Source organism: Novosphingobium sp. IK01 (assembly GCF_033242265.1).
Taxonomy (GTDB): Bacteria; Pseudomonadota; Alphaproteobacteria; order Sphingomonadales; family Sphingomonadaceae; genus Novosphingobium; species Novosphingobium pituita.
In genome coordinates this window covers 2,469,126-2,485,626 of sequence record NZ_BTFW01000001.1, presented here as the reverse complement: position 1 = coordinate 2,485,626, position 16,501 = coordinate 2,469,126, and the positions used below count along the sequence as shown (strand labels likewise).

General features: G+C 65.3%; 10 protein-coding genes. 3 read left to right on the top strand and 7 right to left on the bottom strand.

Going from position 1 to position 16,501, the window contains the following annotated elements:
- Positions 1-233 precede the first annotated feature (233 nt).
- A complete protein-coding gene (locus SBI20_RS11440) occupies positions 234-830 on the top strand; it encodes a cell wall hydrolase (RefSeq protein ID WP_317975155.1) in 597 nt (198 codons plus the stop codon).
- A gap of 283 nt (positions 831-1,113) precedes the next feature.
- On the opposite strand, the gene SBI20_RS11435 is transcribed toward SBI20_RS11440, so the two are convergent.
- The 3 genes from SBI20_RS11435 to SBI20_RS11425 form a co-directional block, all read right to left on the bottom strand.
- On the bottom strand, positions 1,114-4,014 hold the full coding sequence (locus SBI20_RS11435) for a TonB-dependent receptor domain-containing protein (RefSeq protein ID WP_317975154.1): 2,901 nt from the start codon (positions 4,012-4,014) through the stop codon (positions 1,114-1,116).
- Between the two features lie 507 nt (positions 4,015-4,521).
- Positions 4,522-7,371: a TonB-dependent receptor domain-containing protein gene (locus tag SBI20_RS11430; RefSeq protein ID WP_317975153.1), complete on the bottom strand. Its 2,850-nt coding sequence runs from the start codon at positions 7,369-7,371 to the stop codon at positions 4,522-4,524.
- A 536-nt stretch (positions 7,372-7,907) separates the two neighbouring features.
- Complete coding sequence (locus SBI20_RS11425) at positions 7,908-9,575, bottom strand: NAD+ synthase (protein ID WP_317975152.1); 1,668 nt, start codon at positions 9,573-9,575, stop codon at positions 7,908-7,910.
- Between the two features lie 206 nt (positions 9,576-9,781).
- Between SBI20_RS11425 and SBI20_RS11420 the strand changes: the two genes are divergently transcribed.
- Positions 9,782-10,717 carry a ribose-phosphate pyrophosphokinase gene (locus tag SBI20_RS11420; protein WP_317975151.1) on the top strand — a complete coding sequence of 312 codons (936 nt, stop codon included), beginning with the start codon at positions 9,782-9,784 and terminating at the stop codon, positions 10,715-10,717.
- A gap of 72 nt (positions 10,718-10,789) precedes the next feature.
- Here SBI20_RS11420 and SBI20_RS11415 read toward each other — a convergent pair whose 3' ends face one another.
- The gene (locus SBI20_RS11415) at positions 10,790-11,632 is read right to left on the bottom strand and encodes an ATP-binding protein (protein WP_317975150.1); all 843 of its coding nucleotides are present in this window, start codon (positions 11,630-11,632) and stop codon (positions 10,790-10,792) included.
- Positions 11,633-11,723: 91 nt separating this feature from the next.
- Between SBI20_RS11415 and SBI20_RS11410 the strand changes: the two genes are divergently transcribed.
- A complete protein-coding gene (locus SBI20_RS11410) occupies positions 11,724-12,677 on the top strand; it encodes an L-threonylcarbamoyladenylate synthase (RefSeq protein WP_317975149.1) in 954 nt (317 codons plus the stop codon).
- A 271-nt stretch (positions 12,678-12,948) separates the two neighbouring features.
- Here SBI20_RS11410 and SBI20_RS11405 read toward each other — a convergent pair whose 3' ends face one another.
- The 3 genes from SBI20_RS11405 to SBI20_RS11395 are packed head-to-tail and all read right to left on the bottom strand — an operon-like array spanning position 12,949 to position 16,439.
- Entirely contained in the window at positions 12,949-14,061 is a 1,113-nt protein-coding gene (locus SBI20_RS11405) for an acyltransferase family protein (RefSeq protein ID WP_317975148.1), read from the bottom strand.
- Positions 14,058-15,689: a 2-polyprenylphenol 6-hydroxylase gene (ubiB, locus tag SBI20_RS11400; RefSeq protein WP_317975147.1), complete on the bottom strand. Its 1,632-nt coding sequence runs from the start codon at positions 15,687-15,689 to the stop codon at positions 14,058-14,060. Before ubiB ends, SBI20_RS11405 begins: the two co-directional genes overlap by 4 nt.
- A gap of 12 nt (positions 15,690-15,701) precedes the next feature.
- Positions 15,702-16,439, bottom strand: coding sequence for a class I SAM-dependent methyltransferase (locus SBI20_RS11395; protein WP_317975146.1), 738 nt, complete (start codon positions 16,437-16,439; stop codon positions 15,702-15,704).
- Positions 16,440-16,501 lie beyond the last annotated feature (62 nt).

Below are 16,501 nucleotides of genomic sequence, written 5' to 3'. Positions count from 1 at the left end.
GTGGGCGCTCACATGGGCGCTCGCTCCGGGCCGACTGGCGCAATACGATTGACACATGGCGCCCCAGCGGCCACGGGAGGCCCTTCGTTTAGCCGTCCGCTCAGGAGGAGGGGCCATTTCGGGTCCGGGGCCTGCTCGGTGGCGAGACGTGGGGAAGCCCGCAGACGCCTTTTCGATTTTGTATTTTTAACGCGCGTCTGCACGGCGACCTTGCGCACTCGTGATGTCAAGGAATGTCCAAAACCACTTTTGGCAAGATTGTTTGTGCCCTTTCCGCAGCCGCCGTTCTGGCAGCGCTGCAATTTGCCGCTCCCGCCAGCGCGGCCATCGAACCCTTTATTGCCGGCCAGCCGGACTCCGTCCAGCAAGTCGCAAGCACCCTGCCCGCTCCCGTCCAACCGGCGGTCGATGCCCAGGCAGATTCGGATGACGCCAATGCCATGGCGCCCGAACCCGACACGTCCACGCCTGCCGCCGATCCGCGTCAGGTCGAATGCATGGCCAAGGTCATCATCCACGAAGCGGCCAACCAGCCCCGCCGTGGCCGCGCCGCCGTCGCGCAAGTGATCCACGCCCGCATGCACGATGCCCGCTTCGCCAAGAACGCCTGCGCGGTGGTCCGCCAGCGCGGCCAGTTCTTCGACGTCGACGCCTACAACCCGCGCCGCGACACCACGCAGTGGCAGGATGCCGTTGCCATCGCCACCCAGACCCTCAACGGTCAGGGCGAGGATCCGGTTCCCGGCGCGCTGTTCTTTCATGCCGTGGGCAGCCCGATGCGTGGCCACACTGCACTCGGCCGCATCGACGGCCACCTCTTCTATCGCTGATCCCCCGGCCCCGCAGGGCTGACGGAAAGGCACACAAAAAGGGCCCGGAGCACATGCTCCGGGCCCTTTTTGTGTGCCTCCGGGAGCCACCACAGGCACGCGGCACCGGGAAGGATGGCCCCGCGCGCGGCGAATGCCCGGCAGCACATGCACGCAGGCCATGCGCCGGGTCCCCGGCCCGGAAGGGATACGGGGATCAGCCAGAGGACACTGCCCTCCAAAAGGAAAGGGCCCGGTCTTGCGACCGGGCCCCGCCTTTGGCCTGGACGGATGTCCGAGCCGATCAGAAGTTCATCGATGCGCTCACGAAGAAGCGGCGACCCAGAACGTCGTAGAGGGTCGGGTAAGTATTGGTCTGTTCGCCGTTGCCCCCGTTCTGGGTGCTGGCCGCCAGCAGCGGCTTCTTGTTGAACAGGTTGGTCACACCCGCGCGGATGGTGAACACGTCCGACGCCTTGACCGAGCCCGAGAGGTCAAAATAGCTCACGCTGGTGAAGTGCTCGGTCGCATAGACAGCCTTGGGTTCATCATCGTCCGTCGGGCCGATGTAGCGCCACATGCCCGAGATCTCGAACTTGCGGGTCGCCAGGGTCGCGCGCAGCGAGTGACGCCATTGCGGGGTGGGAACGCCGCAATTCGCGCCAAAGGCGCCGGCACAATGATAGACCAGGTCAATACCGACCACCGGGGTGTAGTCGTACTTGAGCAGACGGGTGCCATCGAAGCCGAACACCAGCTTGGTGGCCGTGCCCAGGGCATTGCCGAGCGGCACGGTGTAGCTGGCCTTGAAGTCGATACCGGCGGTCTTCAGACCACCGCTGTTGACGTAGCCGTCGCGGAACGAGTCGATTTCACCGATGCCGTTGCGGGTGATCGCGTTGCAGTACTGCTGAACATTGCCCTCGAAGCACAGCTGGCCGATCGCCTGCGTGCCCACACCGCTGGTGATGTAGTTGTCGATCTTGATGTTGTAGTAATCGACCGTCGCCGAGAAGCGCGGCAGGAAGTGCGGCTGGAACACCGCACCGATGGTGTAGGTGTTGGCCGTTTCCTCGCGCAGGTTGGCATTGCCACCCAGACGACGCAGCGGGTTGACGTTGTTGGGATCCTGAATCGCCGGGCTGCCGATATTCGACAGCGGGGCGCCAGCAGCGTTGAACTGCGCGGTACAGATCGCATTGAGCGTGCTGCCCGCAACCGTCGCGGCAGTGGTGCCGCAGCGGTCGGCGTTACCGTCGAAGCTGACGGTGTTGCCCAGGAACAGTTCGTTGACGCTCGGGCCGCGCACGGCCTTCTGGTACTGGCCACGGAACGTGATGCCGGCGACCGGCGACAGCTCGGCGCCAGCGGCCCAGGTGAACACGTTGCCCGGCGCGTTCGAATAGTGCGAGGCACGAGCCGCGCCGTTCAGTTCGAGGCGATGGACAAAGTTGTCTTCGAGCAGCGGAACTCGGACTTCACCGAAGAATTCGCGAACCGAGTAGCTGCCCGAGGTTGCCTGACCGGGGTTGAAGCCGGCCACATTGCCCGAAGCCAGGTAGGTGTCGGGTTCGACCGAACCTTCTTCCTTGCGCCATTCGGCGCCGAAGGCGACACCGACACCGCCCGCACCCAGATCGAACAGCGAGGGGTTGGTGACCGCAAACGAGGCAACCTGCGTGGTGTAGGTTTCCACGTTGGTAGCCGTAACCGAGATGTAGTCCATCGCGGCCTGGCTCAGGTTGTTGACGCCAAAGATGTTGGCTGCAGCGCAACCACCGGCACGGGCCACTTCGCTGGCGCAGACCGTCTGGCCACCGATGGTGGTGGTCTTGGTCGCGTTCAGGAAGCGGTCGATCGCCACGTTGCCCAGCTGGCGCTGGGTGTTCTTGGTGTGGGCGTACATGTAGTAGCCATCGTAGCTGAAGCCAGCCGCGATATCGCCCTTCATGCCGACCACGAGGCGATAGGCGTTACGGTCGTCCTTGTTGATGCGCGGCCCGATCTGGGTCGTGCGGTACGACCAGCTGGGCGCAGTCACATAGCCGTTGCCGTCGGTGTCCAGCGACTGGAGCGCGCTGCGGAAGGCCGGCGTGAAGAACTGGGAGTTCACGTCGAGCTGAAGCGGCCCGGTCGTGCCATCGCCATAGGGCGTGCCCGAGCTGATCGGGGTGGCGGCCAGCTGGTTGTTGACGCGGTTGTTGACGAACTGGCCTTCCAGGTAGGGCTGGAAGTGATCGTTGATGTCGTAGTGCGCCATGGCCGAGACCATGAAGCGTTCCTGCGGCACCTGGAGATAGTTGGTTGGTGCGTAGTTATAGGCGTCAGCGGTGCCATTGTAGCAGGTATTGACCCCGCCCATGAAGTCCTGGTTGTTGCAGCCAAGACCCGTCGCGGCGCCCAGGCCGGGGATGTTCACGCGCCCCTGCGGAACCGAAGGCGAACCACCGAACGTGAAGCCGTCGGCGCCGTTGTCGATCAAAGCATTACGCGCAAAGCTACGCGCCGAGGCGAAGACGGCCTTACGCTTGGTGTAGCCCATGTAAAGGACGACGTTGCCCTTGTCGTCGGCGAAGTTGCCGCCCATGGTACCGTTGACGTCCCAGATGGCGCCATCGCCACGGCCGGTCACGTCATAGCTCGAATTGAGCTGGAAGCCCGAGAAATTCCGCTTGAGACGGAAGTTCACGACGCCAGCAATGGCGTCCGAACCATAGACCGCCGACTGGCCGCCGGTCACCACGTCCACGCTTTCGATCAGGGCGGAAGGGATGGTGTTGAGGTCGACCGTCTGGTTGACGTCGTACGACATGTAGCGACGACCATCGACGAGCACGAGCGTGCGCTGCGAGCCGAGGTTGCGCATGTTGACCGTGGCCACACCGCCGCCCGGATTGTTCGACGCCGAGGTCGCCGTCGGGGTGATCTGCGGAAGGTCGTTCAGCACGTTTTCGATGTTGGCCGAGCCGCCCTTGAGGGCGATGTCATCGGAGGTCACCACATTGAGCGGGCTCGTGCTGGTCAGATCACGACGCGCGATACGCGAGCCGGTGACGATGATCGGCGTGGCCGCTTCAGATGCCTCGGGCCCGGGGGTGGGGGTGGGGGCGGCGTCCTGGGCGAAAGCCGGAGCGGCCATCGAGGCGATCGCAAGCACGAAGCTTGCGGCACCGACGCGATAGGCGGTGGTCTTGGTCTTGGTCACGGTTCAGTCCCTTCTGATGGCAGCCGGCGAAAGCCAGCCCGCCAGGAGCGACAACCCCGACACTCCACTGCCCCCCTCGTGCCTGGCCAAGGTCATGCAAGGGCATGAAACCTGTCGGGCATAGCGATGCAGCGTTCCACGAGCGCCGGGATCGATATTCCCTTTTGTGAGATTTTTCATCGCATTTGAAAGCAGCTTCTGTCGGACATGCTCAAAACGTTTCACCAATGTTGCAGCATGGCAACATATAGAGAAACGACATGCAAACTCCGGGAAATTTTTGGGAAACGAAGCGGCTCGCAAGCCTCATTTCGTTTCATTCGTTTCAAATGTGTCTGAAAGCCGCAACCGACGCATCGTGCCGCAACAATCCCGCTCCCCGCGCAGGAAATAACGGCCCGGGCCACGAAACCGGGATTCCGGGCGCACGAAAAAAGCGGGCCCGGTCATCAGACCGGGCCCGCCCGCAAGGTTCGTCGCATTGCGCGCCGCAGCGCGCAAGGGCGATCAGAAGTCGGCGGTGATCCGCGCGAACAGGGTGCGACCCATCACGTCGTAGACGGTCGAGTAGGTGCTGCCCTGAACCGAGGTCGCCCCGCTGGTGTCACCCACGATCGGCGGCTTGGTGTTGAACATGTTGAGCACGCCGAACGAGAACGTGAACTTGTCGTTCACGCGGATATTCGCCGTTTCGTCGAAGTAGTGGTAGGCCGGGATGTGGCTCTTCTGGATGTCGGTGTATTCGTCTTCCTTCACCCCGCCAATCAGGCGCCAGCGGGTGGTCAGGTCGACGTTCTTGATGCCGAACGCGAAGGTGGCCACATGCTTCCACTTCGGCGTGGGCATGTCGCACTGCGCGCCGAACTTGCCAGCGCATTCGTAGGTCACCCCGTCGATCTGCTGGAAGTTCTTGAACACGTAGGTGCCGGCAAAGCCGAAGCTGTAGTGGAACCCGCTGAGCGAACCGCGGTGGTAGTTCAGACCGAAGTCCAGACCGCGCGTGCGCATCACCGCCACGTTGTCATAGAGCGTGTCCACACCCACCGTGGTGTCGCCCGAGAGCGAACCGTCGAGCGGATTGCGGTGGATCATCTGGCAGTAGGCGTTGGCCGGGTTGTTCGAGCCAAAGCACTGGTCGAGCACCGTGGTGGGCGAGTTGTAGACGATCGCGTTCGAGATCTTGATGTCGTAGTAGTCGACCGTCAGCGACAGACCGCGGATGCGGCGCGGTTCGAGAACCATGCCCACGGTGATCGTGTTCGACTTTTCAGGCTTGAGCGCCGTGTTGCCCCCGGTGAAGATGTTGATCTGGCCAGCGGTCGGCTGCGGCACGAGGCCACGGGCCAGTTCGTTCTGGGTCACGCCCTGGGCAAGGCACATCGTCGCGGTCGAACCCGTCACGCCAGCGCCGGCGCAGGGGTCAGACTGAAGGCTGCCGGTCGCGGCCGTGCGCGGCAGGTAGAGTTCATAGAGGTTGGGCGCACGCACCGAACGCTGGAAGTTGGCGCGGAACTTGAGCCCTTCGACCGGCGCGTAATCGCCGCCGACCTTGAACGCCGAAACGCCACCCGAGGTCGAATAGTGCGAGTAACGATAGCCGGCTTCGATGTCGAGGGCCTGGATCCAGGGCTTGTCCTGGACCAGCGGCATCTTGAATTCGCCGTAGATTTCCTTGACGTCGTAGCTCTTGTTCGGGATGTCGAAGCCCTGACCGTAATAGATCAGGTCGCCCGAGGCATAGTTGCCGCTCACGCGGGTGTCGGCGGTTTCACGGCGATAGTCCACACCGACCGAGAGCGCGGCCGGGGCCGAGGCAAACGGGCTCTGGAGGAACTTGAGGTCGCCCGAGAGGCTGCCTTCGACAACCAGCTGCGAGGTGCGGTTGTCCTGGGTGGCGTTCTGGGCCACATAGGACAGCGCCTGGCGGTTGATGCCATTGTACGCGAACAGGTTGATCGGCACGCAGCCGGCCGCGCGAGCGGTCGCCGAGCGGCACATCACGCCACCGCTGCCGTCCGAAACGGCGTCGAGCGCTTCGCTCAGCGCGTTATAGGAAAGGTCGTTCTGGAGCAGCGTGTGCTTGTGGACCTGCGCATACTGGAACGAGGTGTCGAACTTGAAGCCGGTGTTGAAGAAGTCACCACGGAAGCCGTTCAGAACCTGCCAGGTCGTGCTGGAGTGGTTCTCGATGCGGCCACCGATTTCGGTGATGCGGCGGCGAATGCCGATGGCCGAAGTGCCGTCGGCGTTGATCCGCAGATCGGGGTTGGCGGCCTGATCGAAGAACGCGGTGCGCTCGGAATCGGTCAGGTACGGGTTATCCTGGCTGATGTTGAAGCGGAAACCGGCGGTGGCCGTCGGGGCCAGCGTCTGCACCGTCTTGACGTGCTGGTACGAACCCCAGCCATACATCTCGACGTGGTCGCTGACTTCATAGTTCCACAGCGCCATGCCGCCATAACGCTCCATCGGCGTCTGGGCATAGTTGATGGGGTTGAAGTTGTAGCCCGCGACATTCGAGCTCAGCGTGCCGTCAGCCTGAATCTGCTGGCGACCGGCGCCGGGGATGTCGAAAGCGGTCGGCGTCGTGTTCGACGAGCCGCACATCTGGGTCAGGTCGTCCGAGCACAGCGTGCGGTTGGCGAAGCTGCGCGAGGCATACTTGACGCCTTCACGCTTCGAGTAGTTGCCCGCAACGACCAGGTGGCCACGGTCGCCCAGCTTGATGCCGCCGACCAGGTTGGCGTTGTACATCGCGCCATCGCCATAGCCGGTCACCTGGGTGCCCGCATCGAGCTTGAGGCCGGTGAACTTGTCGTCGAGCACGAAGTTGACCACGCCCGAGATCGCGTCCGAACCATAGACCGCCGACGCACCGCCGGTCAGGACCTGGACGTTCTTGATCAGGGCGGTGGGAACCTGGTTGACGTCGACCGAACCGCTCGCGTCATAGACGGGCAGGCGCTTGCCGTTGAGCAGCACCAGCGTACGCTTCGAACCCAGACCGCGCAGGTCGACCGTGGCCGAACCGTCGCCCGGGTTGTTGCTCGACGCGCCAAGGCCCGACGCGAACTGCGGGTTGACCTGCAAGATCTGCTCGACCGTCACGGTGTTGACGGTCTTCATCGTGTCGGCGCTGATCACCGAGACCGGGCTCGAAGCCGTCAGGTCGGGGCGTTCGATGCGCGAACCGGTCACGATGATCGGCGCGCCGCCATCGGCGCCCAAATCGGCGGAGGGGGCATCGGCCTGGGGAGCGGCTGGGGTCGCGTCCTGGGCGAGGGCCGGGGAGGCCATGCTCGCCAGGGCAAGCGCCATGCCGGCTGCACCCGCGTAGTAGGTGAAAGTCTTGGTCACGGTCGTTCTGTCCCTCATTGGGGGGCGGACGCACACCGTGCGGCCACCAGTAGCGGCAGCCCCGGCACTCCACGTCCGCGCCCGCACAAAGTGCGGGCGACAGGGGCCGTGTTCCACGAGTGCCGGGACCGATGGCGTGTGTTCTTGTGAGAAACCGGGCCGCTTGGAAGCACGTAGTGACGAGTGAAACCAAATCGACTTATTGGTGTGACACTGACACCACAGTATCGGCAAATATCTGAAAAATAGCGTGTTGTTTGCGAAATATTACGGACCTTTCTGCAACTGAAGCTTGCCGCTGAAACCATCCAAAGTTTCATTTGCAATCTCATTCCGGCCGTGCCGCGCAATTCCGCAAGCCATGAGGGCCTGTCGCGACATTTCCGTGCCCAAACAGCCCAAATCCCGGCCGGGCAGAACGTGCGCAGATTTGTGTCAGGGAAACAGCATTCGCGCAGGCCCGCGCAAGGGAGGCTGCGCCGGGCAAGGCACGGCGCAGCAGGACAGACAGAACGGGCCGGAACGGGAAGCGGGGCTCAGGCCGTGCGGAACCCCTGCGTGATCGGATAGCGGCGATCACGGCCAAAGTTGCGCATGCCCAGCTTCACCCCCGGCGGGGCCTGGCGGCGCTTGTATTCGGCCAGATGGAGCAGGCGCTCGATCCGCTCGACGGTGGCCCGCTCGAAGCCCTCGGCGGCGATCTGGTCGACGCTCTTCTCGTGTTCGACGAGGCCCAGCAGGATCGCGTCGAGCACGTCGTAGGGCGGCAGCGAATCCTCGTCCTTCTGGTCGGGGCGCAGTTCCGCGCTGGGCGGCTTGGCAATCACCCGCTCGGGCATGACCGGGCCATCGGGGCCAAGGCCGATCTTCGGGCGGTGTGCATTGCGCCAGCGCGAGATCGCGAAGACGGTGGTCTTGTAGGCGTCTTTCAGCGGGTTGTAGCCGCCGTTCATGTCGCCATAGATCGTGGCGTAGCCCACGCTCATCTCGCTCTTGTTGCCGGTCGTCACCAGCATCGGCCCGAACTTGTTCGACAGCGCCATCAGCGTGGTGCCGCGAATGCGCGACTGGAGGTTCTCCTCGGTCAGGTCTGGCGCGCGGCCCTCGAACAGGGGGGCGAGCATCTGGGTAAAGCCGTCGACCGCCGGGCTGATCGGCACAGTGTCGAGCCGCACGCCCAGCATCTGCGCGCACCCCGCGGCATCGTCGAGGCTTTCCTGACTGGTGTAGCGGCTGGGCAGCATCACGCACCACACCCGCTCCGCGCCCAGCGCATCGACCGCGATGGCCGCGCACAGCGCCGAATCGATCCCGCCCGAAAGCCCGAGCAGGACGCCGGGAAAGCGGTTCTTGTTCACATAGTCGCGCAGCGCCATGACCATGGCGGCGTAAATGTCTTCGGGATGCTCGGCCAGATCGGCGACATCGCCCGCCTCGCAGCGCCAGCGATGACCATGGCCAAACGGCACCTTGTTCCACACCGTGTCGACCACCGCCTCTTCCCAGTCGGGAAGCTGGACCCACAGCGCGCCTTCCGGGCCGACCACGAAGCTCGCGCCGTCGAACACGATTTCGTCCTGCCCGCCCACGCGGTTGACATAGGCGAGCGGAATGCCGGTATCGATCGCGCGGCGCTTGGCCACGCCGTCGATGCGCAGCACGTCCTTGTCGATCTCGTAGGGGCTGCCGTTGACGCACACGAAGATCTCGGCGCCCAGTTGCGCCAGATGGCGGCAGACATCGGGGTGCCAGATGTCCTCGCAGATCGGCAGGCCGAGGATGGCGCCGCGAAACGGCACCGGCTCGGGCAGGGGGCCGGGCAGGAACAGGCGTTTTTCGTCGAAGGTGCCGTAATTGGGCAGTTCATATTTGAAGCGGGTGGCCACGATGCGGCCCTGATCGAGCAGGGCGACGCCATTGTGAAGCGCCCCGTCGCGCACGAAGACCGAGCCGACGAGCATCGCCGGGCCGCCATCGGCGGTGACTTGCGCCATCTTTTCCAGCTCGACCGCCGCGCGCTCGATCAGCGCGGGCTTGAGGATCAGGTCCTCGGGCGGATAGCCGATCAGCTGCATCTCGGGAAAGACGATCAGGTCGCTGTGCATCGCCTTGCTGCGCGTGGCGAGCATGGCGGCGGCATTGGCGGCAAGATCGCCAACCTTCTGGTTGAGCTGTGCCAGCGTGATGATCAATTTATCAGCCATGACACGACTCTAGGCGGCAATGGCGCCTTGCGGCAAGAGCGGCTGTTGCAGGCCATGGGGTGCAAGGCAGCCTGCAAAAGAGCGCAAACAGCCCGAAATACGGCGCAATTGGGGCACAATCGGGGCTGGCGGGCGTTGCAAAATCGTCATCTTTGGCTAAGGGCGGCGCAGGATCAGGACCACCCAAAAGACTCGAGGGATTTCTCATGAAGATCATGTCCGGCAACGGCAACCTGCCGCTGGCCCGCGCCATCGCGGCCTATCTGGAAACGCCGTTGACCGACGCGGCCGTGCGCCGGTTCGCCGACGAGGAAGTCTTCGTGGAAATCCACGAGAACGTGCGCGGCGAAGACGTCTTCCTCGTCCAGTCGACCAGCTTCCCCACCAATGACAACCTGATGGAACTGCTGATCTGCATCGACGCGCTGCGTCGTGCCTCGGCCAAGCGCATCACGGCGGTCGTCCCCTACTTTGGCTATGCCCGTCAGGACCGCAAGCCCGGCCCGCGCACGCCGATCTCGGCCAAGCTGGTCGCCAACCTGATCACCACGGCAGGCGCCGACCGCGTGCTGGCGGTCGACCTCCACGCCGGGCAGATCCAGGGCTTCTTCGACATCCCGACCGACAACCTGTTTGCCGCCCCCGTCATGGCGGCTGACATCCAGACCCGCTACGGCGGCCAGGAACTGATGGTCGTCTCGCCCGACGTGGGCGGCGTGGTGCGCGCCCGCGCGCTGGCCAAGCGCCTCGACAACGCCCCGCTGGCGATCGTCGACAAGCGTCGCGACCGTCCCGGCCAGTCGGAAGTGATGAACATCATCGGCGACGTGCGTGGCCGCATGTGCATCCTGATCGACGACATCATCGATTCGGGCGGCACCCTGTGCAACGCGGCGCAGGCGCTGATGGACGAAGGCGCGGCGGGCGTTGCCGCCTACATTTCGCACGGCGTGCTTTCGGGCGCGGCGGTGGCCCGCGTGGGCAATTCGGCACTCAAGGAACTGGTGATCACCGACACCATCCTGCCCACCGAAGCGACCAAGGCCTGCGACCGCATCCGCATCCTGACCATCGCCCCGCTGATCGGCGAGGCCATGCGCCGCATCGCCGACGAGGCTTCTGTTTCGAGCCTGTTCGACTGATTGTGAAAGCCCTTGCGCGGGGAGCGATCTCCCCGCGCAAGGCTTCAGACAGCCCCAGTCAGACAGCCCCAGTCAGACAGCCTTACCCGCGCGGCCCGCGAGTTCGGCGATATATTGCCAGGCCACACGGCCCGAGCGGCCACCCCGGCGCTTCGACCATTCGAGCGCATCGCCCGCCTCGAACGGCAGGCCCAGCTCCCCGCAATAGCCCTCGATGATCGCCAGATAATCGTCCTGGTTGCAGGCGTGGAAGCCCAGCGAGAGGCCGAAACGGTCGGCCAGCGCCAGACGGTCGTCCACCGCGTCGCGCGGGTTGATCGGATCGTCCTGCTCGCTCATCGTCCGCTCGACGATGGCGCGGCGGTTTGACGTGACCGCCAGACGCACATTGGCCGGGCGCGCCTCGACCCCGCCTTCGAGCCACGAGCGCAAGAGCCGCGCCCCTTCGGTATCGGCGGCATCGAAGCCCAGATCGTCGAGAAAGACCAGAAAGCGCCGGTCCACCCCGCGCAACTGGCCAAACAGCAGCGGCAGCGTGGCATCGGGCATGGCCTGAACCAGCGCGATCTGCCCCGGATGCGCCACATCAGCGGCCTTGACCGCCGCGCGCAGAACGGCCGATTTGCCCATCCCGCGCGAGCCCCACAGCAGCATGTCGTGCGCGGCGGCCCCGCTGGCGAGGCGCTCCACATTGGCGACCACGGCGGCCTTCTGGGCGTCGATCCCGCGCATCAGACCCAGGGCCGGGGCTTCGAGATGATCGACCCCGCGTGCGCTCTGCCCGGTCCAGACATAGGCGGGCGCGGCCAGCCAGTCGACCGGCGGCGGGGCAGGGGGCGCCATCCGTTCGAGCGCATCGGCGATGCGGGCAAGCAAGCTGGTGGCGGTCTCGGAAGACAGGATCGGATCGGTCATCGGGGCAACTTTGCGAAAAGGGGAGACTTAAGAAACACGCTGGGAAATACGCTGGGCAAATGTGCTGCGCGCTGCGATAGCGAGCGGGATCATGACCACCAACCCCTTTTCCGCCCCCACGATCCTTCCTGCCGATGCCGACGGCGTGACCGCCGCCGCCGCCGTTCTCGAACGCGGAGGCACCGTCGCTGTGCCGACCGAGACGGTCTATGGGCTGGCCGCGCGGGCCGACCGGGCCGAGGCGGTGGCGGGGATCTATCGCGCCAAGGGGCGCCCCGATTTCAACCCGCTGATCGTCCATGTGCCCGATCTGGCCGCCGCCGAGAAGCTCGCCACGTTCGACGCGCGCGCCCATGCGCTGGCCGCCGCGTTCTGGCCGGGCGCGCTCACAATGGTCCTGCCCCGCCGGGACGATTGCGGGCTGGCGCAGGCGGTGAGCGCAGGGCTGCCCACGGTGGCGCTGCGATGCCCGGCCCACCCGGTCATGCAGGATGTCCTGCGGGTTTCGGGCCTGCCGCTGGCAGCGCCTTCGGCCAACCGCAGCGGGGCGATCAGCCCGACGCGCGCGGCCCATGTCGCCGCCTCGCTGGGCGCGCGGGTGGACCTGATTCTGGACGGGGGCGAGACGCGGCAGGGCATCGAATCGACCATCGTGGGCCTTCGCGCCAATGGCGGCTGGGCCCTGCTGCGCCCCGGCCCGATCACCCCCGAGGCTATCGCGCAGGTGCTGGGCGAGGGACCGGAGCAGGGCTCCACGCAAGGAATCGAGGCGCCCGGCCAGCTGGCCAGCCACTATGCGCCGGGCAAGCCGGTGCGATTGAATGCCACCGATGCAAAGGCCGATGAATTCCTGATCGGGCTGGGCGCGATTGCCGGTGATGTGAACCTGTCCCCCGGCGGCGATCTGGCCGAGGCGGCGGCCCGGCTCTATGCCTGCCTCCACGCGGGCGCCGATGCCCCCCAGCCCCGCATCGCCGTGGCCCCCGTGCCCGACGAGGGGATCGGCGCGGCCATCAACGACCGATTGCGCCGGGCGGCGGCCTAGACGGCCTGCACAATTCGTTGCACGCCGAGATTGCCAACGACAGTCTGGACGATGTTTGCCCCATCTCTCGTCATTCCCGCGCAGGCGGGAATCCAGATCCTGTGCCTTGTTTGCATGCGCAACCGCCGCAACTGGCGTCACAACTGGATCCCCGCCTGCGCGGGGATGACGAGTGAAGTTCAAGAAAACCCTTCTTTTATTTCAAACGTCAGGCCGCATATCAAAGATCGGATTTTGTCCACGCTGGCCAAGCGGCTTCAGCTCCTGCTTTTCAGGCCTGCTTTTTCGGGCTGGCCAGCCGGAGGATCGCCTTCTGGGCCGGGCGCTCGATCCAGCGGTGCGAGGCGAAGCCCGCGCCGACGCTGAGCACGAGGAAGAACAGCAGGAAGCCGGGCTGGCGCGCAATGTCGCGGCTGCCCAGCGTGGCATCGATCAGCAGCACGAGCGCCACCTGCAACGGAAAGTGCCACAAGTAGATGCCATAGGACGCATCGCCCAGCTTGCGCCCGATCGCCAGAAAATCACGTTTGTCGGCCAGATCGATGGCCAGCATCGCGAACAGCACCGCAAACGTGCCCGCCAGCGCCGTGGCATCGTAGCGATAATGGTGGGCGAGGGTGAACCACACCAGCCAGCCGCAGCCAAGGCTCGCCCCGATCAGCACCGGCTGGCGCAGCCATCCGCGCAGCGCCGCGCCATAGATCGCCGTGCCGAGGAAGAAATAGCCGATGCAGGTAAGCACCGGCCCATCGGGCCAGCCCTTGAAGAACAGCCGCAGCATGATCACGCCCACGGGCAGCGCCACGCTGAGCGGCGCGCGGCGCAGCGCGGGCAGCAGCACCCAGAACACCGCATAGGCCAGAATCTCGGTCGAGAGCGACCACGAGGGGCCATTGTACGACTGGTTGTTCTGCCAGCCCCAATATTGCGCGAGGGGGAGCGAGAGCAGGAAATGCTTCCAGTCCTGCTCGTGATAGATGAAGGCCGTGCCGTTGATGCGGGTATAGGCTGCCTGAAGCCCCGCGACGAGGACCAGCGTGAGCAGGTGCAGCGGCCACAGCCGCGCCACCCGCGCCAGCCAGAAACGCCGCATCGCGCTGCTGTCGGCCAGATAGACATGGGCAAAGACAAAGCCCGAGACCGCCCAGAAATACTGGACCGCGCTGTGTCCATAATCGAACAGCCAGCGCAGCGGGTGATAGAGCGGCAGCACCGCCGGGCGGTCGACCTGAAAGCCATAGTCGACCGGCGGCACGAAGAAATGCTGGTAATGCCAGAACAGCACCGCAAAGGCCGCCACCAGCCGCGAGAGGTCAAGCGCGTTGAAATGGCGCTTGGCTACTCGCAGGCCGGGCAGCAGGGCCGGACGCTGACTCGCGTTCACGGGGCCTGATACGCCATGGCGACGGGGTCATGATGGGGGGCGTCATGATGGGCATCATGATGCGAAAGGGCCTGAAACCCGAACGCGGCCGCAACGCCCAGCGCCGCCGCGAGGATCACGCGCGGCCAGCTGCTGGCGCGGTTCCTTTCCTCGCCCGTGTCGCGCTTGCGGCGGTCCCACATCAGCGGAACGTCGGGCAGGGGCGGGGCTTCGGGGGCAGCGCCCTTGGCCGGGAAGCGTTCCTCGATGCGGCGGATCAGCTCGGGCACGCGCATCAGCGTGGCGGTGTCCTCGCGCAGGCGCTCGGCAATCGCGGCCTCGGGGCCCAGTTCGTCGCGCAGCCAGTTGCGCACGAAGGGGGCGGCGGTGTCCCACATGTTGATGTCGGGATCGAGCTGCTGGGCAATGCCCTCGACCATGACCATCGTCTTTTGCAGTAGCAGCAGGTGCGGCTGGGTCTGCATGTCGAAGTCGCGGGTGATCGCGAACAGCCCGTCGAGCATCTGCCCGACCGACAGGTCCTTGACCGGGCGCCCGCGCATCGGCTCGCCCACCGCGCGCAGCGCCGTGGCGAATTCGTCGACCGAGTGATAGCTGGGCACGTATTGCGCCTCGAAATGGATTTCGGCCACGCGGCGATAGTTGCCGGTGGTCAGCCCATAGAGGATTTCGGCCAGCCAGAGCCGGGCGCGGCGGTCGATCCGGCCCATGATGCCAAAGTCGATGGCCGCAATCGTGCCATCGGGTTCGACGAAGAGGTTGCCCTGGTGCATGTCGGCATGGAAATAGCCGCCGCTGATCGCCTGCGTCAGGAAGGCGAGCACGAGGCGGCTGGCCATTTCCTTGCGGTCGTGCCCGGCAGCGTCAATGGCGGCCAGATCGCTGATCTTGACCCCGTCGATCCAGTCGAGCGTCATCACCTTGCCGTTGGTGCGGTCCCAGTCGATGCCCGGCACGCGATAGCCGGCAAAGGCATGCATCGAATCGGCCAGTTCCGAGGCGCTGGCCGCCTCGCGGCGCAAGTCCAGTTCGCGCAGGGTCCAGCGGCGGAAATTGGCGATGACCAGGCGCGGACGCAGGCGCCCGGCCTCGCCGCCCAGCGCTTCGAGGTGCGCGGCGGCCCATTCATAGGTCTCGATGTCGCGCGCGAACTTCTCGCGCACACCCGGCCTGAGCACCTTGACCGCCACCTTGCGCCCATCGAGCGTCCAGGCCTGATGGACCTGTGCGATCGAGGCGGCGCCCACCGGATCTTCGTCGAAGCGCGAAAACAGGCTTTCGAGCGGGCGCTCGAAGCTCGTCTCGATCTCGCGCCGGATCAGCGCGAAATCGACCGGGGGGAGCTTGTCCTGAAGCGCGAGCAGGTTGCGCGCGGCTTCCTCGCCCACGAGGTCGGGGCGGGTGGCGAGCGTCTGCCCGAGCTTGATCGCAGCCGGGCCGATGGCGCGGAACGCCCCGGCATAGTCGGGCACGACCGGCTGGCTGGTGCCGAAGCGGGCGAGACGGCACAGGCGGCGCACCGGGGCGGGCGTGTGCGGGCTCTCTTCGAGCAGGCGCAGCGCACCATGGCGCGCGAGCGTGCGGCCCCAGCCGAGCAGGCGGCGGATATGGGTGGCAGGACGGGTCAAGATGGGCTGCCCTTAAACCTTCCAGCCGGAATGGATCGCGACCAGCCCGCCCAGGATCGGTTCGACCTTGGTGTGGCGGAACCCTGCGTTTTTGATCATCTGCTCGAACTCACCCATCTTGGGGAAGCGGCGGATGGATTCGATCAGGTAGCGATAGGAATCGGCGTCGCCCGCGATGGCCTGGCCGATCTTGGGCACCAGCTTGTGCGAATAGACGTCGTAGATCTCGGCAAAACCGGGCCATTCCGTCGTCGAGAATTCGAGGCAGTAGAAGCGCCCGCCGAACTTGAGCACGCGATAGGCCTCGGCCAGGGCCTTGTCGATGTGGGTCACGTTGCGGATGCCGAAGGCGATCGTGTAGGCATCGAAGAAACGGTTGCCGAAGCTCAGTTCCTCGGCGTTCTGGCGCGACCAGACGAGGCCGTCGATGCCGCGCTTCATCGCCCGCTCGATGCCCACGTCGAGCATGTCCTGGTTGATGTCCGAAACGGTGATCGAGGCGCCTTGCGCGGCCATGCGAAACGCGATGTCGCCGGTGCCACCAGCCATGTCGAGGATCTGCTCGCCCTCGCGCGGCTTGACGCGCGCGACGAAGCGATCCTTCCACAGCCGGTGCATCCCCACCGACATGGCATCGTTCATCACGTCGTACTTCTTGGCGACGCTGGAAAACACCGCGCCCACACGGGCGACTTTTTCCTCGGGGGTGACGTCCTCGTAGCCGAAGGACACGCTTTCGGAGCTGGTCATGGGAAGGGCCTTTAATGAGGAATTGCCGCGGGCGCAAAGCATGATAACGGGGGAAATGGCTG

Bases quoted from the DNA above. Each gene is read 5' to 3' on its own strand.
- SBI20_RS11440 (WP_317975155.1), top strand. From the start codon at position 234: ATGTCCAAAACCACTTTTGGCAAGATTGTTTGTGCCCTTTCCGCAGCC.
- SBI20_RS11425 (WP_317975152.1), bottom strand. From the start codon at position 9,575: ATGGCTGATAAATTGATCATCACGCTGGCACAGCTCAACCAGAAGGTT.
- SBI20_RS11420 (WP_317975151.1), top strand. From the start codon at position 9,782: ATGAAGATCATGTCCGGCAACGGCAACCTGCCGCTGGCCCGCGCCATC.
- SBI20_RS11415 (WP_317975150.1), bottom strand. From the start codon at position 11,632: ATGACCGATCCGATCCTGTCTTCCGAGACCGCCACCAGCTTGCTTGCC.
- SBI20_RS11410 (WP_317975149.1), top strand. From the start codon at position 11,724: ATGACCACCAACCCCTTTTCCGCCCCCACGATCCTTCCTGCCGATGCC.
- SBI20_RS11395 (WP_317975146.1), bottom strand. From the start codon at position 16,439: ATGACCAGCTCCGAAAGCGTGTCCTTCGGCTACGAGGACGTCACCCCC.